Annotated in this window: 17 protein-coding genes, 1 tRNA gene and 1 pseudogene; 13 read left to right on the top strand and 6 right to left on the bottom strand. The window is 68.3% G+C overall.

The features are described 5' to 3' along the window. Positions 1 to 568 precede the first annotated feature (568 nt). From AB4Z48_RS13345 to AB4Z48_RS13355, 3 genes are all read right to left on the bottom strand, one after another. Positions 569 to 1,258, bottom strand: coding sequence for a PIG-L deacetylase family protein (locus AB4Z48_RS13345; protein WP_441614572.1), 690 nt, complete (start codon positions 1,256 to 1,258; stop codon positions 569 to 571). 109 nt (positions 1,259 to 1,367) lie between these two features. Next, a complete protein-coding gene (locus tag AB4Z48_RS13350; RefSeq protein ID WP_441614749.1) occupies positions 1,368 to 2,444 on the bottom strand; it encodes a glycosyltransferase family 4 protein in 1,077 nt (358 codons plus the stop codon). Continuing rightward, a complete protein-coding gene (locus AB4Z48_RS13355; protein WP_441614751.1) occupies positions 2,444 to 3,709 on the bottom strand; it encodes an oligosaccharide flippase family protein in 1,266 nt (421 codons plus the stop codon). Before AB4Z48_RS13355 ends, AB4Z48_RS13350 begins: the two co-directional genes overlap by 1 nt. A gap of 336 nt (positions 3,710 to 4,045) precedes the next feature. On the opposite strand from AB4Z48_RS13355, the gene AB4Z48_RS13360 reads away from it, so the two are divergent. From AB4Z48_RS13360 to AB4Z48_RS13375, 4 genes and pseudogenes are all read left to right on the top strand, one after another. Next, positions 4,046 to 5,254, top strand: coding sequence for a glycosyltransferase (locus tag AB4Z48_RS13360; RefSeq protein ID WP_441614574.1), 1,209 nt, complete (start codon positions 4,046 to 4,048; stop codon positions 5,252 to 5,254). 164 nt (positions 5,255 to 5,418) lie between these two features. Beyond that, on the top strand, positions 5,419 to 6,108 hold the full coding sequence (locus AB4Z48_RS13365) for a DapH/DapD/GlmU-related protein (RefSeq protein ID WP_441614576.1): 690 nt from the start codon (positions 5,419 to 5,421) through the stop codon (positions 6,106 to 6,108). Between the two features lie 142 nt (positions 6,109 to 6,250). Continuing rightward, the gene (locus AB4Z48_RS13370) at positions 6,251 to 7,393 is read left to right on the top strand and encodes an acyltransferase family protein (RefSeq protein ID WP_441614578.1); all 1,143 of its coding nucleotides are present in this window, start codon (positions 6,251 to 6,253) and stop codon (positions 7,391 to 7,393) included. A gap of 41 nt (positions 7,394 to 7,434) precedes the next feature. Next, positions 7,435 to 7,869: pseudogene (locus AB4Z48_RS13375) on the top strand (IS3-like element ISAzo10 family transposase); the annotation flags it as partial. A gap of 280 nt (positions 7,870 to 8,149) precedes the next feature. Here the strand turns inward: AB4Z48_RS13375 and AB4Z48_RS13380 are convergent. Together AB4Z48_RS13380 and AB4Z48_RS13385 are read right to left on the bottom strand one after the other, a co-directional pair. Further along, the gene (locus AB4Z48_RS13380; protein WP_441614580.1) at positions 8,150 to 10,108 is read right to left on the bottom strand and encodes a hypothetical protein; all 1,959 of its coding nucleotides are present in this window, start codon (positions 10,106 to 10,108) and stop codon (positions 8,150 to 8,152) included. 67 nt (positions 10,109 to 10,175) lie between these two features. Next, entirely contained in the window at positions 10,176 to 10,760 is a 585-nt protein-coding gene (locus AB4Z48_RS13385; protein WP_441614582.1) for a phosphatase PAP2 family protein, read from the bottom strand. A 281-nt stretch (positions 10,761 to 11,041) separates the two neighbouring features. Between AB4Z48_RS13385 and galU the strand changes: the two genes are divergently transcribed. After that, the gene (galU, locus tag AB4Z48_RS13390) at positions 11,042 to 12,034 is read left to right on the top strand and encodes a UTP--glucose-1-phosphate uridylyltransferase GalU (protein ID WP_441614584.1); all 993 of its coding nucleotides are present in this window, start codon (positions 11,042 to 11,044) and stop codon (positions 12,032 to 12,034) included. A 45-nt stretch (positions 12,035 to 12,079) separates the two neighbouring features. Here galU and AB4Z48_RS13395 read toward each other — a convergent pair whose 3' ends face one another. Beyond that, positions 12,080 to 12,550, bottom strand: coding sequence for a GDP-mannose mannosyl hydrolase (locus tag AB4Z48_RS13395; RefSeq protein WP_441614586.1), 471 nt, complete (start codon positions 12,548 to 12,550; stop codon positions 12,080 to 12,082). A 551-nt stretch (positions 12,551 to 13,101) separates the two neighbouring features. Here AB4Z48_RS13395 and AB4Z48_RS13400 point away from each other — a divergent pair. The 8 genes from AB4Z48_RS13400 (at position 13,102) to AB4Z48_RS13435 (ending at position 23,115) form a co-directional block, all read left to right on the top strand. Then, positions 13,102 to 13,260, top strand: a complete 159-nt coding sequence (locus AB4Z48_RS13400) for a hypothetical protein (RefSeq protein ID WP_441614588.1) — start codon at positions 13,102 to 13,104, stop codon at positions 13,258 to 13,260. A 639-nt stretch (positions 13,261 to 13,899) separates the two neighbouring features. After that, the gene (fdnG, locus tag AB4Z48_RS13405; protein ID WP_441614590.1) at positions 13,900 to 16,968 is read left to right on the top strand and encodes a formate dehydrogenase-N subunit alpha; all 3,069 of its coding nucleotides are present in this window, start codon (positions 13,900 to 13,902) and stop codon (positions 16,966 to 16,968) included. Between the two features lie 13 nt (positions 16,969 to 16,981). Further along, entirely contained in the window at positions 16,982 to 17,938 is a 957-nt protein-coding gene (fdxH, locus tag AB4Z48_RS13410) for a formate dehydrogenase subunit beta (protein WP_441614592.1), read from the top strand. A gap of 11 nt (positions 17,939 to 17,949) precedes the next feature. Further along, positions 17,950 to 18,591: a formate dehydrogenase subunit gamma gene (locus AB4Z48_RS13415; protein WP_441614594.1), complete on the top strand. Its 642-nt coding sequence runs from the start codon at positions 17,950 to 17,952 to the stop codon at positions 18,589 to 18,591. 81 nt (positions 18,592 to 18,672) lie between these two features. Then, positions 18,673 to 19,641, top strand: a complete 969-nt coding sequence (fdhE, locus tag AB4Z48_RS13420) for a formate dehydrogenase accessory protein FdhE (protein ID WP_441614596.1) — start codon at positions 18,673 to 18,675, stop codon at positions 19,639 to 19,641. After that, positions 19,638 to 21,089 carry an L-seryl-tRNA(Sec) selenium transferase gene (gene selA, locus AB4Z48_RS13425; protein ID WP_441614598.1) on the top strand — a complete coding sequence of 484 codons (1,452 nt, stop codon included), beginning with the start codon at positions 19,638 to 19,640 and terminating at the stop codon, positions 21,087 to 21,089. Before fdhE ends, selA begins: the two co-directional genes overlap by 4 nt. Next, on the top strand, positions 21,086 to 23,041 hold the full coding sequence (gene selB, locus AB4Z48_RS13430; RefSeq protein WP_441614600.1) for a selenocysteine-specific translation elongation factor: 1,956 nt from the start codon (positions 21,086 to 21,088) through the stop codon (positions 23,039 to 23,041). The genes selA and selB overlap by 4 nt, the downstream gene beginning before the upstream one ends. Continuing rightward, positions 23,020 to 23,115, top strand: a tRNA-Sec gene (locus tag AB4Z48_RS13435). The genes selB and AB4Z48_RS13435 overlap by 22 nt, the downstream gene beginning before the upstream one ends. The last annotated feature ends 320 nt before the right edge of the window (positions 23,116 to 23,435 follow it).

Below are 23,435 nucleotides of genomic sequence, written 5' to 3' on the forward strand. Positions count from 1 at the left end.
TTGGCGGAAGGCATCCGTCTATCAGAAAAATCCCTGAAAAATCGGATGCGCCTCCCACTACACCAGCAAGAATCTGGCCCGCATAACCGCTGTAATACGGCGCCGGATGAGGTTCTTGCACTGTAGGCACCATGTTGCTAAGCAGCAAATTTCGCAGAAAAAACAATGCGTGCCAGCGAACATAAGGTCCTATTAAAGTGCATGGACGGCAATAGTCATAACATTAACTTTTGCTTACAATTAATTTCGCACGGACGGAAATGCCATTTTGTAGTTTTTTACAAATAATAAAATTAAGAAAAAATAATTAATATGTCGCATCCGATCCCGATTGAGCCACATGCGCAGTTCGCGAGATTCTTCTATTGTTACGGCGCCTTTCATCCGGCGCGGCGGTGAAAATGGCGCATGCGCCGCGTGCGAGCGCCGGCGCGCGCAAGCGGCGGCGCGCACGGGTTCGCGCGGCGGCAGCGTGAGAATGGAACTCAGGAGAACGACGGACGAGGCACGGGCAGGCCCTCCGGCGCGGCCGGAACGACCTGCCCTGCGGGCAGCCCGCCGGGGCCGGTCAGGCGCCCCAGCGCATGCGCAGGACGTGCAATACCTCGGCCAGTGGGAAGCCGGACTCGGCGCCGCGCCACTGCGCCAGCGCGGTGACGCCTTCCACCCCGACCAGATGGCCGGCCCCTTCGTGGATCTGCGAGACGTGCTGGCGCAGCGCATCGATCTTGCGCTGCCATGTCGTGCTCACATCGATATAGAGGGTGCCGCCAGCCACGCTCACGATGCCGCCGCCACCCCAGCAAGTCGCCGGATACTCATAGGCGGCCACTAGGCCAGGCGCATGCTTGGCGCGGCTCGGGCGCGTAGCCGCGAGGCCGACTTCCCAGCAGTAGCGATGGTCCTGGTGCGAGGAGGCCAGCGGGATCAACACCTCGTCGGGTTCGAAGCGGTTCTGCAACATGTCGAGGCGGTGGATCATCTGCGCGCGCGGCACGGCGTCGAGCGCGCCATCGAAGCCGGTGGTCAGGATCTCGGTTGCCTGCACGCCCAGCACCTTCATCGACTCCAGGAACTCCCCGAGCCGCTCGCGCTCGCTCACTTCGCGCCCGAGGTTCAGCGAACGGCTGGTGCCGGCCGTCGCCAGGGCCACCAGGACTTCGCCGCCGGCGTCGACGACCCGCGCCAGGTACCCGCCGACGCCCAGTTCGGCGTCATCAGCATGCGGGCTCAATACAAGTACGCGCTTGCGTTCCATGTCTCCTCCTTTTTTCCCCTCGCCCTCTTGCCTGGTATCAAGGCGCCATCACGCTCACACTTCCGCCACGCCTCCATCACACCTGCGCCCCGCCTCTGCCACCTCTGCGTCACGCCGAACTCAGCAGCCTGCGCGCCAGGAGGCGGTACTGGCCGGCGGTATCGTTGAGCGTCAGCCCGTCGAGCGGGCGCGCCACGCGCGGCTGCGCCAGCGCGCGCGTCAGCGCCGCTCCATACGCGGCGGCATCGCCGGTATCGAGCAACTGCACGCCGGGGTAGTCCCGTGCGAAGGCAAAGGCGGGAATGGCGCTGGCGACCACCGGCACGCCCGTGGCCAGCGCCTCCAGGAATGCGATGCTGTGCGCCTCCGAGGCCGACGGCATGGCGAACACGCTCGCCGCCGCCAGCAGCTCCGGCACGTTGTTCTGCGGCCCGTTGACCCAGACCCTGTCGACCAGCCCCAGGCTGGACACCAGCGCGCAGACCTCGGCGTAGTAAGCCGGGTCCTCGATCACGCCATACATTTCCAGCCGCGCGCCGGGCACGCTCTGCAGCGCTTCGCGGAACGCAAGCACGGTCTGCAGCTGGTTCTTGATCGCCGCGTAGCGCCCAACCTGCACCACCAGCGGCGCGCGCGCGTCGCCGGGCGCCTCGCGCGTAGCCGCGGGGTGGATGAAGAAACGGCTGGTGTCCACGCCGTTGGGAATCACCGCCATCAGCGGATGCTCGCCCACCGCGCCGATGTAGTCGCGCAGGTTCCCTTGCGAGACGCCGATCACCGCGCGGGCGCGCGTGGAGAGCAGGCGTTCGACGCAGCGGAACAGCTTGCTCTCGAAATCGTTGGCGGCCGAGTGCATCACGTAGACCACCGGCACCCGCGACGGCAGCGCGCGCGCATAGAAAGCCGGAATGGTGGCGTGGGCAAAGATGATGTCGGGCTGGTATGCGCGCAGCGCGCCGCGCAGGTGCCACAGGCGCCCGGGCAGGCGGCGCGGCTGGTCGGGAAACATGCAGCGCACGCCGGCGGCGTCGAGCTGGGCGCGCAGCGGCAGGAAATCGTCCTGCTGCGGCATCAGCGCCGACACGCACACGGTATCGCCATAGGCTTGCTGGTGGATGGCCAGATCCTTGGCCAGCATCTCCGCGCCCGACAGGCGCGGCGTCAACACCAGATGGAGAATCCGCATCATGCCCTCCTCGTTGTCCGTAGCCGGCGTATCTGGTAGAGCATCCAGCCGGCCGCGCACGACAGGCCCAGCGTCATGGCCCAGGCAATGCCGATCGCGCCCCGGTAGTGCGTGGCGAAGGGCACCGTGGCGAGCAGCACGCCGATCTGGATCACCGAGGCCTGCGTGGCCGCCTTGGGCAGGCCCACCGCCCGCAGGTACGCCACCAGCACGGCGATCAGCGCGCCGATCGCCATATAGATGGTGAAGATGCGGAACAGCGGCACGGCGCCGAGCCACGCCGGCCCCAGGATCAGCATGAAGAGCGGCTCCGCCACCAGCCGCAGCACCACCACCACGCAGGCCAGCCCCAGGCCGCCGATCAGCACGAAGCGCCGCAGCAGCGTGGCGTCGGAGCCGTCCTGCTTGCGGAAGCGCGCGGCGAAGGTGGGGAACAGGTACTGCGACATGGCGATCCCGGCGTCGGCCAGCAGCATCTGCGCGAACTTGGACGACATCTGGTACACGCCGAGCTGGGCCGGCCCGAGCAGCTTGCCCACGATGACCTTGTCGAACTGGTTGAGCAGCAGGTTGACCACACTGCCCGCCCAGATCCAGCGGCTGAATCCCATGTAGTGGCCGATGCCCGACCAGCGCGGGCGCAGCGGCGGGCGGGGCTTCATGGTCAGCCAGGTCAGCGCGCTCTTGAGCGATTCGCCGGCCAGCAGGCCGATCAGGATGGCGCTGGCACCGGCGCCGGCCAGCGCGCAGGCCAGGCCGACCACGCAGTCGGTGGCGGCGGCGGCCACCTCGACCCCGGCGATCTGCTGGAAGCCGCGCTCGCGCGTGACCACGAAATAGGCCGGCGAGGCCAGCCCGCGCAGCAGCGGCAGCGCGGCGGCCATCAGCAGCGGCAGCAGGCCGCCCTCCAGGTGGAACTGCGTCTGCAGCACCGGCGCCAGCGCCGCCAGCAGCAACGCCACCAGCGCACCGCGGCAGGTCAGCACGGTCCACAGCGCGCCGAGCTGGTCGGTCGTGGGCGGCTGCTGGCCCTGCACCACGGCCTGTGGCAGGCCCGTGTCGCTGAGGGCCTCGGCAATGGCCACGGCCAGCAGCGCCACCGCGGCGATGCCGACGGCCGACGGCCCGAGGATGCGCCCCACCATGAGGAACTTCACGGCGACCAGCCCGCGCACCAGCACCTGCTGCGCCAGCACCCACGCAGCCGAACTCGCATCCAGGCTACCCGGTGGCAGGAATGCGACACCTTTCAGGGATCTGGCCATATTGCTCTGTTGTCCCGTGGCGACAGCGGTGGCGGCGACGACGCGCACAAAGATGGTCACGCGCCGCGCCGGTGGCTATTGCGAGCCATGCGACCCAATCTACCGTAGCCGTGCAGGCGGGAATCGCCATGGCATAGCGTTAATCCGTCACCAAGGCGATGACCATGTGGACAAGCGCGCCGGCGCGAGCTTGCGTCCCGGCCGCGCCGGCCCAGTCCTTTTCCGCCAGGCGTGGCCACATATTGGCGGCTGGCGCGGCAGGCACGGTGCTAATGTGAAAAGGACGAGTCTTTCGCAACCTGCAGCACGGCGGCCCGCGCCGGGCCTGGATACGCCATGCCCGACCCGACCGCACTGATCATCGAGCACGACTTTACCGGGCACCGCTGGCGCTATGTCGAATGGGCGATGCAGGCTTACCGCGAAGCCGGGTATCACTGCATGGTAGCGACCGATCCGTCAAACCGCGATCACCCTCTCGCACGGCGGCTGCTCGACAGCCCCCAGCCGCACACCACGCTCCTGTTCGTGCCGGCGCCGGCCGCGGCGGGCGACGGCCTGGGCCGCATCGCCTATGTGCGCTTCTGGCGCATGTTCCGCCACGCGTTCCGCATCGCCAGCGCCGAGCGCGCCGCCTCGCTGGTGGTCGTGCCCTATGCCGACTACTTCCTCTATATATTGCCGCTGCTGGGCTCGCCGTTCGGCGCCGTGCCCTGGGTCGGCATCACGATGCGCGCGAACTTCCATCACAGCAAGGTGGGCGTGAAGGCGCCCAGGCGGCCGCTGGTCAACGCGGTCAAGACCTGGCTGTTCCGGCGCGCGCTCGGCACCGGCGGCATGAAGACGCTCCTGTCGATCGACCCGACGCTGCCGCAATGGTGCGCGCGCGCCGGCGGGCGCACGCAGGATGTCGCCTCGATTGCCTGCGTCGCCTATCTTGCCGACCCGTGTCCGGATGCCCTCCCGGCCGATCCCGCCGCGGCCAGGGCGCGCTTCGGGCTGGGCGAAGGCGCGCACCTGCTGGTCTACGGTGCCATCACCGAGCGCAAGGGCATCTGCGAACTGGTGGCGGCGCTGGCGGGCCGCCCGCATGCGCCGGCCCTGGTGGTGGCGGGACAGCAGGATGCGCAGATGCGCGCATTCCTGAGCGAGGCCGCGCCTGCATTGCTGCCTCCGCCGCTCATCCTGGACCGCTTCATTACCGACGAGGAAGAAGCCGCCCTGTTTTGCGCCTGCGACGCGGTATGGCTCGGCTACAAGGGGCACTACGGCATGAGCGGAGTGCTGGTGCAGGCTTACCGCGCCGGCAAGCCTGTCATCGCCACGGCCGACGGGCTGATCGGCTGGTTCTGCCACGGCCGCGAACTCGGGCCGGTGCTGGAGGATCTCTCCGTCGCGGCCATCGGGCGCGCTCTCGACCAGCTCGCCTCGCCTGCGCGCGCAATGCAGCCGGCGGTACCTGCGCAAGGGCCACCGCGCGCCCACCTGCTGGCGCATAACACCCTGAGCGAATTCAAGCAGACGCTGCGCCGCGCGGCCATCTGAGGCCCGCGACCCGCGCGCCGTAGTGCGATGCCGCCAAAACGCCCCTTGCCAGAGGCCAATCCGGCCAAATAGCGGTGCGCCCGCGTTTTCACGTTCGATAATTTTCCCGACAGGAACGAAATGAATGAAATCGCCAGCGGAACGCGAAGCACGAAGGGCCGGACATGAAAACCGAAGCTTACGCAGATTACCTGGATCGGGCGGCCAAGCGCCGCGAAGCCGGCGCAGCGGATGTGCGCGACGGTAGCCGCCAGGCATACGCAGGCCGCGCCGGTGGCCGAGTCATCGATCTCGACCTCGCCGGCAAAGGCAACTATGTCCGCCGCCGCAGCCAGCTGGTCGAGGCGATCTGGTTCGTGATCGAGGCGCTCATCATCAACAACAAGCTGATGCCATTTTCCGGCCTGCGCGCCGGCCTGCTGCGGCTGTTCGGCGCGCGCATCGGAAGGCACTGCCGGCTGGTCCATCCGATTCGCGTCAAGTCGCCGTGGAACCTGGAGGTCGGCGACAGTTGCTGGTTCGGCGTGGACGTCTGGATCTACAACCAGGCGCCGATCCGCATCGGCTCGAACGTGTGCATCTCGCAAGGCAGCTTCCTCACGGCCGGCTCGCACGAAGTGGACGGCAGCATGGACCTGCAGGTCGCACCGATCGTGATCGAGGATGGCGTGTGGATCACCGCCAGGTGCGTGGTCCAGAAGGGCATCACGATCGGGCGCTCGGCGGTGGTCACGCCGCTGTCGGTGGTGCATTGCTCGCTGGAGCCCGAAGGCATCTACGGCGGCAATCCGTGCCGGTTTATCCGCAAGCGCTTCAGTACGCCAGGTGAACCTGGCACGCACGGCGAGCGGTAAGCCTGGCGCGTACAGCACGCCGGGCCAGGTGGCCAGCGGCCAGCCAGGCGCCGCCCGCACCCTGGCCGCGCCGGGGGCCGCCGGAACCAGCGCCGGGACCACCGCCGGGACCATTTCGGAAGCGCCCTTGGAGGAGAACAATATGGAAAACCCGGCCACCCACGGCAAGCACATAGGAAACCGCTCGATAGAGCTGGATTTCGTTCGCGGGCTGGCCATCATTGCCGTGATGGGGATGCACTTCCACACGGTCGCGACCGGCAGCCAGTGGATCGCGCTGCTCGAGTACCCGCTCAAGAACTTCGGCCGCGAGGGCGTCAACCTCTTCTTTACGCTGAGCGGCTTCCTCGTCGGCGGGCTGCTGCTGCGCCAGTATGCGCAGCGCGGGCAGGTGGATGCGCGGCGCTTCATCATCCGCCGCATCTTCAAGATCTGGCCGGCGTACTACGCACTGATCCTGTTCCACGTGCTCGCGGGCAGGCACCCGACCAGCTCCTTCCTGTACCAGAACCTGACGCACTTGCAGAACTATTTCGGCAGCTCCATCGCGCAGACCTGGAGCCTTGCCGTCGAGGAGCACTTCTACCTGTTCCTGCCCGCGGTGCTGCTGCTGGTGGCGCGCTGGAGCCTGCGCGCCGGCACCATCCTGTGGGTGACGGCGGCGCTGTGCGTGGTGGTGCTGGCGGCACGCTGCTTCGCGGTGGCCAGCGGCGACCTCGAGGGCGCTTCGGCCTACACGCAATACCGCATCGACAGCCTGCTGTACGGCGTGATGCTGGCCACGATCTACTGGATGAAGCCCGAGCTGTACCGCCGCATAGCGAGCCGGAAGCTGGTGCTGGTATCGGTCGTCGCGGCCACGGTGGTATGGCTGGTGGTGCTGCAGCGGAACCTGGTGCTGGAGGAAACCATCGGCTACACCATCCAGTCGATCGGCTTTGCCGCGCTGATCGTGCTCGTGCTCGAGTATTCCGGCACGCTGCGCAGCGCACGGCTGTACCGCGCGGTGGCGTGGATCGGCGTGTACTCCTACGGGATCTACCTGTGGCACTCGGTGGCGCTGGCGCCCGGCGAGATCTTTATCCGCAAGGCAACGGCGTTCGGCGTACCGGCGATCCCGCTATGGGGCCTGGCGCTGGTGGTGCAGTTCGCAGTCGCCATCCTGGTCGGCTATGCCGCCACGCGGGCCATCGAATTTCCGTTCTTGCGCATCCGGGACGCACTTTTCCCGGCCAACCGGCGCGGCCAGCCGGCGCTGCAACCCGGCGAACAGCACGCCGCCTAGCGCACCGGATACCGTCGCACGGAGAAACAGGGTGAACCACAGTGGCTAGGTATGCTCAGGCCATCAAGGATCTCGCGGTAGCGCGGATGCTGCCTCCCGAGAATGCCAGCGTCGAGCAGGTCGCGACCGAGATGCATATCTCGTTGGCAGCACTCGGGCGGTGGCGCGCCGATGCCATGGCCATGCCGTCGGCCGACCCGGCTGCGGCCGGCGAAGCCCGGCTCGAAGCCGTGCTGGCCACCGGCGCCATGGGCGAGCTGCAGAAGTCCGCCTGGTGCCGCGAAAACTCGGTCGACCCGCTCGAGCTGGAATACTGGCGCCGCAGCGCCGCCGCGGCGCTGTCGGACAGCCGCGGCATGGGCGCCGTGCGGCGCCTGCACGAGCAGGACCAGCGCAGGATCCGCGAGCTGGAGCGCGAGCTGCGCCGCAAGGAACAGGCGCTGGCCGAAGCCGCCACGCTGCTGGTGCTGACCAAGAACGTCACCGCGCTGTTCGAAGCCCGGGACAAATAGCCAGTAAATAGCCAACAAATAGCCAGCCGGCATCTCGCATGGCTGCGCATTGCGCGCCGCACAGGCATGCGCAGCCGTTCGGCGCGCAGCCCGCTTCCATCCGTTCCTCGGTTCCTCTCTTCCCTCCGCGCCGCTCACCCTGGCGGTGCCATCGCAGCCGCCGTGCGGCGCAGGTGGCAGACTTGCCGCGGCGACGCAACCACGCCGGGCGCTTGCCGATGGCGCCGCGCCGGGCTCGCCCGCCCTATTGCGCGATATATCCCTCCGGCGTGGTCACGCCGGCCTGCGCCACCGTGGCGTTCGCCGAGATGACGTAGATCGGCGCCTCCGTCAGCGTGAGCGTGAGCACGCCATTGGCGTAGGGCACCGTCGATACGTTGCCCATCATGTCCAGCACCGCCACGCTGCCGCTGGTGCCGGGCGCATCCACCTGCAGCGTGTAAGGCACGCTATAGGTCGCGCTGAAGCCGGTGGAGGCGCTCCAGTTCGCATTGTTGTGCGTCCACAGCGCGGTCACTACGCTATTGCTGCCCAGGCGCTGGAATGCATAGCCGTAGACGCCGGCAGGCAAGGCCTTGAGCGGACCCAGCGTATTGGTGCCGTCGATCAGCCGGGTCATCACCGCCACCGCCAGCGCCGCGGGCTTGGGGCTGATGCTCGACGTGCCGAAGCTGCCGCTCGCGCTGGCCAGGTCGAAGAAGATGCCGTAGCCAGGCTCGATCGGTGCGTCGGCGGCGTAGAACACGAAGCTCACGTCCGCGCCTTCGCCCAGCATGATCAGGTGCGTGCGCGCCGTCACCGCACCGTGCGCGAAGAGGATGTTCTGCGTCGGGTAGTCGGGGCCGTAGGTCGAGCCGATGTCATAGCTGATGCCGGTCTCGGTGACGAACAGCTTGGCGCCGCGCTTGAGGCGCGTGGCCATCACGTGACGCAGTTCGCGCATGGAGGCCGGCAAGGCATTCGCGGCGTCGTCGGCGCTGGCGGCACCCACCAGCCGCTCTGGCGGATGCGACGGCGAAGTGCCCGCATCGTAGTAGCCATGCGCGGTCACGCCATCGAGGTACTGTGCGATGCCGAGCGGCACCAGGCGCTCGATCCAGACGGAGTTCTGCCGCAGGAAGGCGTTGGTGGTGCCCATCACCACGGCGCTGGGATCGCCCGCATGGATGCCCTGCCAGGTGGCGCGGTACATCGCCACGAAGTTTGCGTCGGTGTCTTTCCACGGCAGGCCGCCGTCATAGTCCGGCTCCCAGGTCACCTGGTAGTAGTTGGCCGACTGCGCCGGGAAATAGCGCGTGCGCACCGTGTTCGATTCCTGTCCCACGCGCGTCATGTAGTCCTGGTAGGCCGGCAGGGATTTCGGCGCATAGGCGTGGTGGGTGGTATCGGCGACGGGGCTGGCCCAGTCGGGAATGCCGTCGAGCTGGATCAGCCGCATCAGGTCGCCCGGCTTGAAATAGGACGCGAGCTGGTCGGTGGCCGGGTTGAAGGTATTGGGACCGTTGGGCTCCATCTTGTACCAGTTGCGGTTGTCGTTGGCCCAGGACAAACCCAGCGCGGGATAGAGCGGGCGATAGCCGTCGCCGTCGCAGCACGTCTGCCCCGGCGCGAGGTAGGACGTGCCCTGTCCGCCGAAGCGGTGCAGGTCCTGGCGCGCGTAGCTTGCCGCCGGCAGCACCGCGGAGATATCGGGCAGCACGCCGAACGTGGCGATGCCGTTGGGACGGGTGCCGCGCGAACGCACGCCGCCGCCGGCCGACGCCAGGCTCACCGATACGGCGAAGTAGCCGGCAATGGTCGACTTGCAGTCCAGCGTCGATACGCGCGGGCCGGCGATCACGGGGAACTGGCCGCTGGCGCGGGAGCGGCCCCAGGTGTCGGCGATGGTCCAGTTCACGACATCGGCGGCGGCGGACCGCGTCGTGACGCTGAGCTGGAAGGTACTGCCTGCGGGGAACAACCGCGTGCCGTCGCTGCCCGGCGTATCGGCCTCGAGGGTATCGCCGTCCGGCGCGGCATCGGTGCTGGCGGCGGGCGCGGCGCAATTGAGGATGCCGCTGTCGGTCACGCCCGCCGCGGCGGCGGGCGGCGCGCTGCCGTTGGCCTGGGGCTTGGCCTTGTCGGCGCTGCGGTCGCCTCCGCACGCCGTGAAGGCGAACAGGAGCAGGCAGGCGGCAAACGGGAACGGGACATGTCTGGCCATGGCGCGCTGGCGGCGGCACGGCTGGGGCCCGGCAAGCAGGCGGGGAAGAAGCGGCACACTAGCCTCCCTAACGACAAATCACCGGTGCGTAGTACGGTGAGTAGTGCCAGATGATCTGCTCGAAAGGGGCATGGCGTCCATAGGCAACCGTGCACAAGCCGAGTAGTGCAACCCCGGCGATCACGCCATTGCCGAGCCGCCGGGGCGCGGCGGCGCATGCGCGCAGCACCCAGCCTCCGATCGTGCCGCCCAGCAGCCATCCCGCGATCACTTCGGTCGGGGTATGCGCGGCGAGCATCACGCGGCTCAGGCAGATCAGCGCCGCGAGCAACAGCCCCAGCATGAAGCCGCCGTCGCGCCATGCCGGCCTGATGCTGCGCAGGAGCAAGGCGAGGAACACCGACCACACCGCCGCCGACAACATCGCGTGGCCGCTGATCACGCGCATGTCGAAACTCTCCAGCGACATGCCGCAGCCGGCGTTCAGCAGCTTGCTCGCCAGCACCAGCGCCGCGCCCGCGGCGAGGCTGGCGGCCCAGCGCAAGGCGACCCGCCAGCCGTCTGCCTGCAGCAGCCACAAGGCCACGGCCAGCGCCAGCGGCAGCGTCACCGCGGCATCGCCGAGGTCTGTGATGCGGTACCAGTTCATCATTCCTTCCATTGCGCACAGGCACGCCGGCACGCTTGTGCCGCCCCATGTCCGACTCTAGTCGGGCCGCGCCGGCCTGTGGCGCGCGCACCGCCGCGCTGGCTGAATATGGCGAACTGTTGGCAGATGCCCGGATCGGCGCGGCGATACGCTGGCTGCACCTGGACCGGCCGCAGCCGTCTTGCAGTGCGCTTCGCTGCCGGTTCCGCGGTCCGTTTTGCAGTTCGTTTTGCCCCCCATCTCGCAGCAAGTCAACGGAAGAACCACACTACGGGAGTCGCTCCATGCTCAAGATCAGGAAAGCCGTATTTCCGGTAGCCGGACTCGGCACGCGCTTCCTTCCCGCCACCAAGGCAAGCCCGAAGGAGATGTTGCCGGTCGTCGACAAGCCGCTGGTCCAGTACGCCGTGGAAGAGGCCATCGCGGCCGGGATCACCGAGCTGATCTTCGTCACCGGGCGCAGCAAGCGTGCCATCGAGGACCACTTCGACAAGTCGTACGAAGTGGAGGCGGAATTGCTGGCGCGCGGCAAACAGTCACTGCTCGACCTGGTGCGCGGCATCAAGCCCGCCCACGTCGATTGTTTCTATGTGCGGCAGGCGGAGCCGCTCGGGCTCGGCCACGCGGTGCGGTGCGCCAGCAAGCTCATCGGCGACGAAGCGTTCGCGGTGATCCTGGCCGATGACCTGCTGGACGCGCGCACACCCGTGCTCAGGCAGATGATCGAGGTCTTCGACCACTACCACAGCAGCGTCATCGGCGTGGAAGCGATCCGGCCAGAGGATTCCCGCTCCTACGGCGTGATCGAAGGCAAGCCGTGGGACGAGCGCGTGTTCAAGATGTCCGGCATCGTGGAAAAGCCCGCGCCCGAGGCGGCGCCGTCCAACCTGGGCGTGGTCGGGCGCTACGTCCTGATGCCCAGCATCTTCGCGCACCTGAACGCGCTCACGCCGGGCGCCGGCGGCGAGCTGCAGCTGACGGACGCGATCCAGGCGCTGCTCGGCCATGAACAGGCGCTCGCTTACCGCTACGAAGGCCGCCGCTTCGACTGCGGCAGCAAGCTCGGCTACCTCAAAGCCACGGTGGAGTTCGCGCTGCGCCATGCCGAGGTGGCCGCGCCGTTCGCCGAGTACCTGCGCACCGAGTGCGCGCTATTCGCTCAGCCCGCTCAGTCCGAGCAGGCGCACCCGGCTGGCACCGCTGCCGATGCCCCCGCCGCCGCGGCCGATGGCAAGGCCGCCGGCCGGGACGCCGCCCTGGTCCCGCTGGCCGCGTGAGCCGGCCCGGCGGCGGCCTGGCACCCGCCTGGTGCACCAGGGCACTCAGCGAAAGTAAGCCTTGGTGTTTTCATGCACATCGTCGCGGCCGAGGAGTTCCGCCGGGCTCATCCAGCGATATGCACTGTGCTGGCCCGGCGTGCCCACGGCAGCCTCCCTCGCCTCCTGCGTCCCGGCAGGCATCGTCCAGGCGTAGGCCAGCACGACATAGTGGGTGGTGACGCCAGGCTCGCCGGCAAAGTTGTCCGGGTAAAGGTGCTCGAACACGCCGCGCGCGGTGGCGCTGGCACGCTCCACGCCGGCGATGCCCAGTTCGTCCGCCACGATGCGGCGGAATGCCGCATCCAGGTTTTCGTCCTTGCGGATGCGCCCGCCCGGCACGAACCAGGTGTCGCGCGCCGGGCGGTTGCGCCGCCGCCCCAGCAGCGCGCGGCCCTGCGCGTCGGTGACGATCAGGTCGATCGAGACCAGCGGGGCGTGGCGGACCACGGAAAGGAAATCCATTGCGCCAAGCATCGAATGCAGCTCCTGGGATGGCATGCGGCGGCCAGGCCAGCCGCATGCAGCAAAAGGGGAAGTCGTAAAAGGGAAGTCGTAAGGGGGACGTCGTAAGGGGGAAGCGTACCAGTACCGCGCCGGCGCGGAGGCGCCTTCGGGCGGTGGGCAGGCGAACCCGGGCTTGCGCCTGCAGGGGGGATGACCGCAGACGTCGACGCACCCTCGCCGGCGCAGAAAGGCGCCCCGCCCACCGGGGGATAGGCGAGGCGCAAAACGCGCGCAAGTGGGTCAGACCTGCACGCGGCCTTTCGAGCCTAACCGCGTCCGCGCGATTGCAGCGTGGGCTAGCGCACCAGGCGTTGCCGAAGGCGAACGATTGGCGGAAGGCGACGGCATGCCGGCAGGCCGCCGCGGGCGCCATACCACCCTGACGTTGGGTATCCCTTCAGACTGGACCACGGCTGACGTTATTTTCCATGCGGCCGGGACTGGCCTGCCGCATGCCGGGCGCCCGCGCCCGGGTATCATCGCGCGCCAGCAAACCGTGCCCGACCGCACGCAGAATCACCATGCACCCTGAACTGACCAAATTTGCAGCGCTGTGCTGCACCTTCACCGCAGTGCTCTTTACTGCGCTGTGCATCCGCTATATCCGCAAGCGCTCCCGCGTGGACCTGCGCATCGCCGAGCTCGAGGCGCAGTTGCGCGAGCGGCTGCGCAACCGCTGACGCATCGCGCGCCGACTCCCCAGCGTTGTGCGGTAATCGCACGACCAGTACACGGTCCCGGCCTGCGCGAGCGCAGGAACAGAGGCGGAAAATAGGGGCTATTCTCTATACTATGTCTTATAGGCAATACGTATGATTCGTCGCGTGCCAAGTCGCAGCAAATACCTATAAATCCGAGAACTGGGCCAAGCGCGGTTTTGCCGCCTGGAACGATTTGGTTGCCGGTCTTCGCTGTGTGATTCCAGCAATGCCTACGCAGGCCACAGAGTCCGCGGGGCTGGAGTCACGATGTGCGGGATGTCGCGGGGTGTAAAAAGCCATTCTTCGGAATGGCTTTTTTTATGGTTGTGACCCGTCCTGCACAAGCTGAAGCAGGTTGAAGCAAGGTAGAAGCACGGTTGAAGCCTGGTCGACACGGTTCCCGCGCGGGGATGTTGTCGATCGGAAGTGGCTTCCGGGCGCCTGGGCCGGGGCATCACGGCCCCAAGCGGCCCAGGGCGGTGCGACCGGCAACGCCCCGCGGAGGCCGCCCTCGCGGCAAATCCCTCAAAAAGCCGCAATGCCATGCCATTGTGCATCTGGCTTCCTATACTGGACGAGACAATCCCCACCGCTGTCGCCATGCCCAGGAGGGTAGCCATGGTAACGATGAACCGGCGCCAGTTCCTCAAGATAACCGGCGCATCCCTAGCAGGCTCCAGCCTGGCGCTGATGGGATTCTCCCCCGGCGAGGCGCTGGCGGAAGTGCGGGCCTACAAGCTGGCGCGCGCCACCGAGACCCGCAACACCTGTCCGTACTGCTCCGTGGCCTGCGGCATCCTGATGTACAGCCTGGGCGACGGCGCCAAGAACGCCACCGCCAGCGTGATCCACATCGAAGGCGACGCCGACCACCCGGTCAACCGCGGCACGCTGTGCCCCAAGGGCGCCGGCCTGATCGACTTCATCCACAGCCCCAGCCGGCTGAAATACCCGGAGTACCGGGCGCCCGGCTCGGACAAGTGGCAGCGCATGTCGTGGGACGACGCGCTGGATCGCATCGCCAAGCTCCTGAAGGAAGACCGCGATGCCAATTTCGTCGACAAGACGGCGGACGGCAAGACGGTCAACCGCTGGCTGACCACCGGCATGCTGGCCGCATCCGCCAGCAGCAACGAGGTGGGCTACCTCACGCAGAAGACGATCCGCAGCTTCGGGATTCTGGCCTTCGACAATCAGGCGCGCGTCTGACACGGCCCGACGGTGGCAGGTCTTGCCCCGACGTTTGGCCGCGGTGCGATGACGAACCATTGGGTCGACATCAAGAACGCGGACGTGGTCCTGATCATGGGCGGCAATGCGGCCGAGGCGCACCCGTGCGGTTTCAAATGGGTGACCGAAGCCAAGGCGCACAACAAGGCCCGGCTGATCGTGGTCGATCCGCGCTTCACGCGCTCGGCCTCGGTGGCCGACATGTACGTGCCGATCCGCACCGGCAGCGACATCGTCTTCCTCGGCGGCGTGATCACCTACCTGCTGGCCAACGACAAGATCCAGCACGAGTACGTGAAGAACTACACGGACTTCTCCTTCATCGTGCGGGAGGACTTCGCCTTCGACCAGGGCATCTTCTCCGGCTACGACGCCGGCGAGCGCAGCTACGACAAGTCCACCTGGGACTACGAGCGCGGCGACGACGGCTTCGTCAAGACCGACCCCACGCTGGCGCATCCGCGCTGTGTGTTCAATATGCTCAAGCAGCACTACGCGCGCTATACGCCCGAGATGGTGGAGCGCGTGTGCGGCACGCCCAAGGACAAGTTCCTGGCGGTGTGCGAGATGATGGCCTCCACCGCCTCGCCCACGCGCGCCATGACCATCCTGTACGCGCTGGGCTGGACGCAGCACTCGATCGGCTCGCAGATCATCCGCACCGGCGCCATGGTGCAGCTGCTGCTGGGCAATATCGGCATCGCCGGCGGTGGCATGAACGCGCTGCGCGGGCACTCCAACATCCAGGGCCTGACCGACCTGGGGCTGCTGTCGAACCTGCTGCCCGGCTACATGACGCTGCCCAGCGAGGGCGAGCAGGACTACGACAAGTACATCGCCGCGCGCGCGCTCAAGCCGTTGCGCCCCAACCAGCTCAGCTACTGGCAGAACTACCCCAAGTTCCACGTCAGCCTGATGAAGGCGTGGTGGGGCAACGCCGCCACCGCCGACAACCAATGGGCCTTCGACTACCTGCCCAAGCTCGACAAGCCGTATGACCTGCTGCAGGTGGTGGAGCTGATGAACCAGGGCAAGATGAACGGCTACATCGCCCAGGGCTTCAACCCGGTGGTGGCCGCACCCAACAAGGCCAAGCTCATCGCGGGCCTGAGCAAGGTGAAGTTCCTGGTGATCATGGATCCGCTGGCCACCGAGACTTCGGAGTTCTGGCGCAACCACGGCGAGATCAACGACGTCGATCCGGGCAAGATCCAGACCGAGGTGTTTCGCCTGCCAACCACCTGCTTCGCCGAGGAAAACGGCGCGCTGGTCAATTCGGGGCGCTGGCTGCAATGGCACTGGAAAGGCGCGGAGCCCCCGGGCGAAGCGCGCAGCGACCTGGAGATCATGTCCGGGCTGTTCCTGCGCATGCGCAAGATGTACCAGGCCGATGGCGGCAAGTACCCCGACCCCATCGTCAACCTGACCTGGCAGTACGCCGACCCGGCCAGCCCGAGCCCGGAAGAACTGGCCAGGGAATACTCGGGCCGCGCGCTGACGGACCTGCAGGACCCAAAGGATCCCACCAAGTTCACGCGGCGCGCCAACGAGCAGCTGGCCGGCTTCGGGGAACTGCGCGACGACGGCAGCACCGCCAGCGGCTGCTGGATCTTCTGCGGCGCGTGGACTGCCGCCGGCAACCAGATGGCGCGGCGCGACAACGCCGACCCCAGCGGCATCGGCCAGACCCTGAACTGGGCCTGGGCGTGGCCTGCCAACCGGCGCATCCTCTACAACCGCGCCTCGTGCGACCTCAGCGGCAAGCCGTTCAATCCGGCGCGTCGGCTGGTCGCCTGGAACGGCAAGAGCTGGGGCGGCGCCGACGTGCCGGACTTCAAGGCGGACGAAGACCCGGCGGGCGGCATGAGCCCCTTCATCATGAACCCCGAGGGCGTGGCGCGCTTCTTCGCCCGCGCCGGCATGGCCGAGGGGCCGTTCCCTGAGCACTACGAGCCGTTCGAGACGCCGCTGGGCTACAACCCGCTCAACGACAAGCAGCCGCAGGCCACCAGCAACCCGGCCGCGCGCGTCTTCAAGGGCGACCTGGAGGCAATGGGCAAGGTGGCGCAGTTCCCGCATATCGCCACCACGTACCGGCTCACCGAGCATTTCCACGGCTGGACCAAGCACGCCCGCATCAACGCCATCCTCCAGCCCGAGCAATTCGTGGAGATCGGCGAGGCGCTGGCCAAGGAGATCGGCATCAGCGCGGGCGACCGGGTCAAGGTGTCGTCCAACCGCGGCTTCATCAAGGCCGTGGCGGTGGTGACCAAGCGCATCAGGCCGCTCAAGGTGGACGGCAAGACACTGCACACGGTCGGCATCCCGATTCACTGGGGCTTCACCGGACTGGCCAAGCCGGGCTTCATCACCAACACGCTGACACCGGTGGTGGGCGACGGCAATTCGCAGACGCCCGAGTTCAAATCCTTCCTCGTGAAGGTCGAGAAGGCCTAGGGAGGAGCATGCCATGGCACTGCAATCACTCGATATCCGCCGGCGCTCGGCTACCACCACGCCATCCACGCAGGCGCGCGTGCCGGTCACCGGCTCCGTGGCCAAGCTGATCGACACCACCAAGTGCATCGGCTGCAAGGCCTGCCAGGCCGCGTGCATGGAATGGAACGACCTGCGCGACGAAGTCGGACACAACGTGGGCGTGTACGACAACCCGGCCGACCTCAGCGACCAGTCGTGGACCGTGATGCGCTTCTCCGAGTACGAGAACCCCAACGGCAACCTCGAATGGCTGATCCGCAAGGACGGCTGCATGCACTGCGACGACCCCGGCTGCCTCAAGGCCTGCCCGGCGCCGGGCGCCATCGTGCAGTACACCAACGGCATCGTCGATTTCAATGAGGAGAACTGCATCGGCTGCGGCTACTGCATCACCGGCTGCCCGTTCAATATCCCGCGCATCTCCAAGCACGACCGCAAGGCGTACAAGTGCACGCTGTGCTCGGACCGGGTCGGCGTGGGACAGGAGCCCGCCTGCGTGAAGACCTGCCCGACCGGCGCCATCGTGTTCGGCACCAAGGAAGACATGAAGCAGCATGCGGAAGAACGCATCGTCGACCTGAAGTCGCGCGGCTTCGACAAGGCCGGCCTGTACGATCCGGCCGGCGTGGGCGGCACGCACGTGATGTACGTGCTGCATCACGCCGACCAGCCATCGCTCTACCACGGCCTGCCCGACGAGCCGCGCATCAGCCCGCTGGTGGGCCTGTGGAAGGGCCTGGCCAAGCCGCTGGCGGTGGCCGGCATCGCCGTCACCGCGCTGGCGGGCTTCTTCCACTACATCCGCGTGGGCCCCAACGAGACGCTGCCAGAGGACGAGGCCGCCGCGCAGGCCGAACTGGCCCGCGAGCGCGAGCGCGCCGGGCGCGACCCGCGCGATCCGGACGATTCGCGCGGCTTGCCCGGCTGAGGAGGAACGCCATGAGACCCGAAGACAGGCCCGGCCTGATCGTGCGCTACACCCCCGGCGAGCGCACCAACCACTGGATCGTCGCCATCACGTTCATCCTGCTGGCGCTGTCCGGGCTGGCGATGTTCCATCCGTCCATGTTCTGGATGAGCAACCTGTTTGGCGGCGGCACGTGGACGCGCATCCTGCACCCGTTCATCGGCATCGTGATGTTCGTGGCGTTCCTGTGGCTGTCGCTGCGGTTCTGGCACCACAACATGCTCGACCGCAACGACCGCGTCTGGCTCTCGCAGATCCGCGACGTGCTCAACAACCGCGAGGAGGCCCTGCCCGAAGTGGGACGCTACAACGCCGGCCAGAAGCTGCTGTTCTTCGTCATGGTGCTGTGCATGCTGTTGCTGCTGCTGTCCGGCATCGTGATCTGGCGGGTCTACTTCTCCGCGTACTTCCCGATCGGCATCATCCGCTTCTCCGCCGTGGTGCACGCCATTTGCGCCTTCGTGCTGATTTGCGGCATCATTGTCCACATCTATGCCGCGTTGTGGATCAAGGGATCGGTCGCAGCCATGACGCGCGGCACGGTGACCTATGGTTGGGCCTGGAAGCACCATCGCGCGTGGTTCCGGGAAGTCTTCAGGCAAGGCAACAAGTAGCGCCGTCCGGATGCTGCCGCCCGCACCGCCGGCGCTTCCGGCGTCCCCTCGGGGACGCGGTTTCACGGACGCGGGACAACCATGGTGCAGCGCATTCTCCAACCCCACGAAATCGAAGCGCTCGATCACGTCGCGCTGGCGCGCCTGCGCCTGCCGCAGCGCACCGGCACCTTCGGCGCGCGCGCGCAACGCCTGCGCCAGCTGGCCGCAGGCAATCCGATCGGCGCCTACCTTGGCCTGATGGCCATCGTGGCCGATGCCCAGGAAGCCATCGCGCGCACCCTGGAAGTACCGCCGCCCGACACGCACGCCATCGCCCTGGCACACGAGCACCGCATGCCGCCGCTGGCGGCCGCGGGCGGCCAGGGCCAGCACGCATGGCACGCCGCGCTGGCGGCGCTGGCCGGCACGCTGCGCCAGTCGCCCGGCCTGCCCGCACCCGTGATGGCGACGCTGGCGCGGCTGGAGGCCCTGCCCCCGCTCGAGCTGGATGTACAGGCCCAGGCGCTGCTCAGCGGGCGCGACGCGGAAGCGGACCTCGCCATGGCGCCGTTCCTGATGGCGGCGCTCCAGGTCGGCTGGACCTGCAAGGCCAGCCAGCTCGCCGAGGCCGACGTGCCGGCGCTCGACGTGCACACCGTCTGCCCGGTCTGCGGCACGCTCCCCGTTGCCAGCATCGTGCGCATCGGCGGGCGCTACCAGGGCCTGCGCTACCTGCATTGTGCGCTGTGCGCCACCGAATGGCATATGGTGCGCATCAAGTGCAGCCATTGCGAATCCACCGAAGGCATCGCCTATCATGTCGCCGAAAGCAGTGGCGCTGGCGAAGGCGGCGAAGGTGGCAAAAAGAACGACGGCCTGCACGCCGTCAAGGCCGAGTCCTGCGAGCACTGCCAGACCTACCGCAAGATCTGCTACATGGAGAAGGACGCGCAGGTCGAACCGGTCGCGGACGATCTCGCCACGCTGGCGCTGGACGTGTTGATGGGCGAAGCCGGCTACGCGCGCGCCAGCGGCAACCCCATGCTGTGGCAGGGAGCGGAGTCTTGAGCGCACTGGACGACGGCGCGCCCGCCCTTGCCGGCCCGGCGGACATCCCCTCGGTCGACCGCCTGCTCGGCGGCCCCGAACTGCAGACCTTGCTGGCCAGCCACGGCCGCACCCAGGTCACGGCCGCGCTGCGCAGGCTGCTCGACGGCCACCGCGCGCAGGCCATCGCCGGCAGGCTCGCCATGGACGCCGTGGCCCCCGGGGCCCTGGCCGACGCCCTGGCCGCGGCACTGGCCCGCGCCGGCGAGCCGCGCCTGCGCGCCGTGTTCAACCTCACCGGCACCGTGCTGCATACCAACCTCGGCCGCGCCCTGCTGCCCGACAGCGCCGTGCAGGCGGTAGCGCGCGCGCTGACCGCGCCCGCCAACCTGGAGTTCGACCTGGCCACCGGCGCGCGCGGCGACCGCGACGACCTCATCGAAGACCTGCTGTGCGAGCTGACCGGCGCCGAAGCCGCGACGGTGGTCAACAACAACGCCGCGGCCGTGCTGCTGATGCTCAACGCACTGGCGCAGCGCCGCGAGGTGGTGGTGTCGCGCGGCGAACTGGTCGAGATCGGCGGCGCCTTCCGCATCCCGGACATCATGCAGCGCGCCGGCGCGCGCCTGGTCGAAGTCGGCACCACCAACCGCACGCACCCGCACGACTACGCCGATGCCATCGGCCCGCGCACCGCGCTGCTGATGAAAGTCCATTGCAGCAACTACCAGGTGACCGGCTTTACCCGCAGCGTGGCGGTAGCCGAGGTGGCAGCGCTGGCCGCCCCGCACGGCCTGCCGGTGGTGGTGGACCTCGGCAGCGGCACCCTGGTCGACCTGACCCGCTGGGGCTTGCCGGCCGAGACCACGGTACGCGAGACCATCGAAGCCGGCGCCAGCCTGGTGACCTTCAGCGGCGACAAGCTGCTCGGCGGACCGCAGGCGGGCCTGATCGTCGGGCGCGCCGACCTGATCCGCAGGATCAAGAAGAACCCGCTCAAGCGCGCGCTGCGCGTGGGCAAGCTCACGCTGGCCGCGCTCGAGCCGGTGCTGCGGCTCTACCGCGCGCCGGAACTGCTGGCCGACAGCCTGCCCACCCTGCGCCTGCTCACGCGCAGCGCGCCCAGCCTGCACGCGCAGGCGCTGCGCCTGTGCCCGCTGCTGCAGCCGGCGCTGGGCGACGCGTTCCTGGTCTCGGACGCGCCGATGTTCAGCCAGGTCGGCAGCGGCGCGCAGCCCGGCAGCCAGTTGCCCAGCCACGGCCTGGCCATCGCGCCCGTCGCAACCGCGGCGGGCGGGCGGCGCGCCGGCGCGGGACGGCAGCTACAGCGGCTCGAAGCCGCGCTGCGCGAACTGCCCCGGCCAGTCATCGGCCGTATCGCCGGGCAGGCCCTGTGGCTGGACCTGCGTTGCCTCGAGCAAGCCGACGAGCCCGCCTTCACCGCCCAGTGGCAGGCGCTGCGCCTATGATCGTCGGCACCGCCGGACACATCGACCACGGCAAGACCACGCTGGTGCGTGCACTGACCGGTGTCGACACCGACCGCCTCAAGGAAGAGAAGGAGCGCGGCATTTCCATCGCGCTGGGCTACGCCTACACGCCGCTGCCCAACGGCGACGTGCTCGGCTATGTCGACGTGCCCGGGCACGAACGGCTGATCCACACCATGGCGGCCGGCGCCAGCGGCATCGACCTGGCGCTGCTGGTGATCGCCGCCGACGACGGCGTGATGCCGCAAACGCGCGAGCACGCGGCCATCGTCGAGCGGCTTGGCATCGCGCGCGCCGCGGTGGCGCTGACCAAAGCCGACCGCGTCGGCCAGGCGCGCCAGGCCGAGGTGCGCCGCGAGATCGAGGCACTGCTGGCCGGCACGCCATTCGCGCAGGCGCCGGTGTTCGCGCTCGACGCCACGCGCGCCGACGATGCCGGCGTATCGGCCCTGCGCGCCTATCTGCACGAGATCGCGCAGCAATTGCCGCCGCGCGGCACCGACGGCCTGTTCCGGCTGGCGGTGGACCGCGTCTTCACCTTGCCGGGCCACGGCACGGTCGTCACCGGCACGGTCCTCGGCGGCCGGGTCCATGCCGGCGACACGATGCGCCTGGCGCCCTCGGGCAAGCCGGTGCGCGTGCGCGGCATCCATGCGCAGCAGCGCCCGGCCGACACCGGCCTTGCCGGACAGCGCTGCGCGCTGAACCTGGCCGGCATCGACAAGGAAGCGGTCAGCCGCGGCGACTGGGTAGCGGATCCGGCGCTGGTCGCGCCCTCGGCCCGCATCGATGTCTCGCTCACCTTGCTGCCCCAGGCAGAGCTTCGCCTGACGCACTGGACCCCGCTACACGTTCACCTCGGCACCCTGCACCAGCTGGCCAACATCGTGCTGCTCAGCACCGAGGCCCTGGAGCCCGGGGGCACGGCGCTGGCCCAGCTGGTGTTCGGCGCCCCGGTATGCGCCCTGCCCGGCGACCGCTTCATCGTGCGCAATGCGCAGGCGACCCTGACCGTTGGCGGCGGCCGCGTGCTCGACCCCTTCGCGCCCGAGCGCCGGCGCCGCACCGACCGGCGCATCGCCTGGCTGCAGGCGCTGCAGCAGATGACCGAAGGCGCCGGCCTCGCCCCCCTGCTGATGCAGGCCACGCACGGCATCGCCGCGGCGCGGCTGGCCTGCCTGAGCGGCAGCGGCCCGGCCGGCTGGCGGCTGCCGGACGACGCGCTGGTCGTGCCCGCGCCCGGCCATGCCGATGCCTGCGTCATCCTCGCCGCGCACTGGCAGGCGCTGCAGCGCACCGTGCTCGACACGCTGGCGGCATTCCATGCGCGCATGCCGGACGAGCCGGGGCTCGATGCCGGCTCGCTGCGGCGCGTGGCCTTTGCCGGTGCGCCGGCGCTGCCGCATGCCGCCTGGGCGGCGCTGCTCGACACGCTGCTGGAGCGCGGCGAGCTGCGCCGCAACGGCGCCTGGCTGCAGCTGCCATCGCACCTGGCCACGCTGTCCGAGGACGATCTCGCCCTGGCGCTGCGCGTCGTGCCGATGCTGGCGGCCGGCCGATACGATCCGCCGTGGGTGCGCGAGCTTGGCACCGCGCTGAACGTGCCCGAGGAACGCATCCGCGGCCTGTTGCGCAGGATGGCGCGCCAGGGCACGGTGCACCAGGTGGTGCATGACCTGTTCTACGACAACACGCAGGTGCGCGAACTGGCCGCGCTGCTGGCGGCCCTGGTCGCGCAGCACGGCAGCGTGGACGCGATCCGCTTCCGCGACGCCACCGCCCTGGGCCGCAAGCGCGCCATCCAGGTTCTGGAGTTCTTCGATCGCGTCGGATACACTCGTCGCGTCGGAAACGCGCGCGTGCTGCGCCCCGACAGTGAATGGCAGCCGTCGGGTGTTGCCAGCTGCGAGGAAGGCATGCGTATCCGGTGATGCGGCCGGGCTTCAAACCCGGTTGGGGGCGTTAGCCGTTCCCAGGTAGGTTCGACTCCTGCTGCTTTCCGCCATAAGGTTTCCGGGTTTTTGCGGGCATATCGACAAGCGAAGACTTGAAAGGGAGGCGTGTTTTTTTGCCTTCCCCATGCAGATCGTCGAGATTGGATGACTCACAACTGCGGCGGGCGGCGCTAGAACCCCCCGCTCTATCGGAAGGTGCCCCCACCAATTTCCAGCCGGGATCTCATCCGGCGCGTCAGGTCGGAGAGAATGAGGCCGCACCGGGATCACTGTATATCCATACAGTAAACTCAACTATACCCCCACGGCCTCGGATGACCCATACACTGTATATTCATACAGGTCAGGGGCTGCATTCCGCGGCACCCAC

Origin of the sequence: Cupriavidus sp. 2TAF22, assembly GCF_052115045.1 — a bacterium.
In the GTDB taxonomy this organism is placed as follows: Bacteria; Pseudomonadota; Gammaproteobacteria; order Burkholderiales; family Burkholderiaceae; genus Cupriavidus.

Coding starts and splice junctions, on each gene's coding strand:
- AB4Z48_RS13345 (WP_441614572.1), bottom strand. CDS start 1,258: ATGGAACGCAAGCGCGTACTTGTATTGAGCCCGCATGCTGATGACGCC.
- AB4Z48_RS13350 (WP_441614749.1), bottom strand. CDS start 2,444: ATGCGGATTCTCCATCTGGTGTTGACGCCGCGCCTGTCGGGCGCGGAG.
- AB4Z48_RS13355 (WP_441614751.1), bottom strand. CDS start 3,709: ATGGCCAGATCCCTGAAAGGTGTCGCATTCCTGCCACCGGGTAGCCTG.
- AB4Z48_RS13360 (WP_441614574.1), top strand. CDS start 4,046: ATGCCCGACCCGACCGCACTGATCATCGAGCACGACTTTACCGGGCAC.
- AB4Z48_RS13365 (WP_441614576.1), top strand. CDS start 5,419: ATGAAAACCGAAGCTTACGCAGATTACCTGGATCGGGCGGCCAAGCGC.
- AB4Z48_RS13370 (WP_441614578.1), top strand. CDS start 6,251: ATGGAAAACCCGGCCACCCACGGCAAGCACATAGGAAACCGCTCGATA.
- AB4Z48_RS13380 (WP_441614580.1), bottom strand. CDS start 10,108: ATGGCCAGACATGTCCCGTTCCCGTTTGCCGCCTGCCTGCTCCTGTTC.
- AB4Z48_RS13385 (WP_441614582.1), bottom strand. CDS start 10,760: ATGATGAACTGGTACCGCATCACAGACCTCGGCGATGCCGCGGTGACG.
- galU (WP_441614584.1), top strand. CDS start 11,042: ATGCTCAAGATCAGGAAAGCCGTATTTCCGGTAGCCGGACTCGGCACG.
- AB4Z48_RS13395 (WP_441614586.1), bottom strand. CDS start 12,550: ATGCTTGGCGCAATGGATTTCCTTTCCGTGGTCCGCCACGCCCCGCTG.
- AB4Z48_RS13400 (WP_441614588.1), top strand. CDS start 13,102: ATGCACCCTGAACTGACCAAATTTGCAGCGCTGTGCTGCACCTTCACC.
- fdxH (WP_441614592.1), top strand. CDS start 16,982: ATGGCACTGCAATCACTCGATATCCGCCGGCGCTCGGCTACCACCACG.
- AB4Z48_RS13415 (WP_441614594.1), top strand. CDS start 17,950: ATGAGACCCGAAGACAGGCCCGGCCTGATCGTGCGCTACACCCCCGGC.
- fdhE (WP_441614596.1), top strand. CDS start 18,673: ATGGTGCAGCGCATTCTCCAACCCCACGAAATCGAAGCGCTCGATCAC.
- selB (WP_441614600.1), top strand. CDS start 21,086: ATGATCGTCGGCACCGCCGGACACATCGACCACGGCAAGACCACGCTG.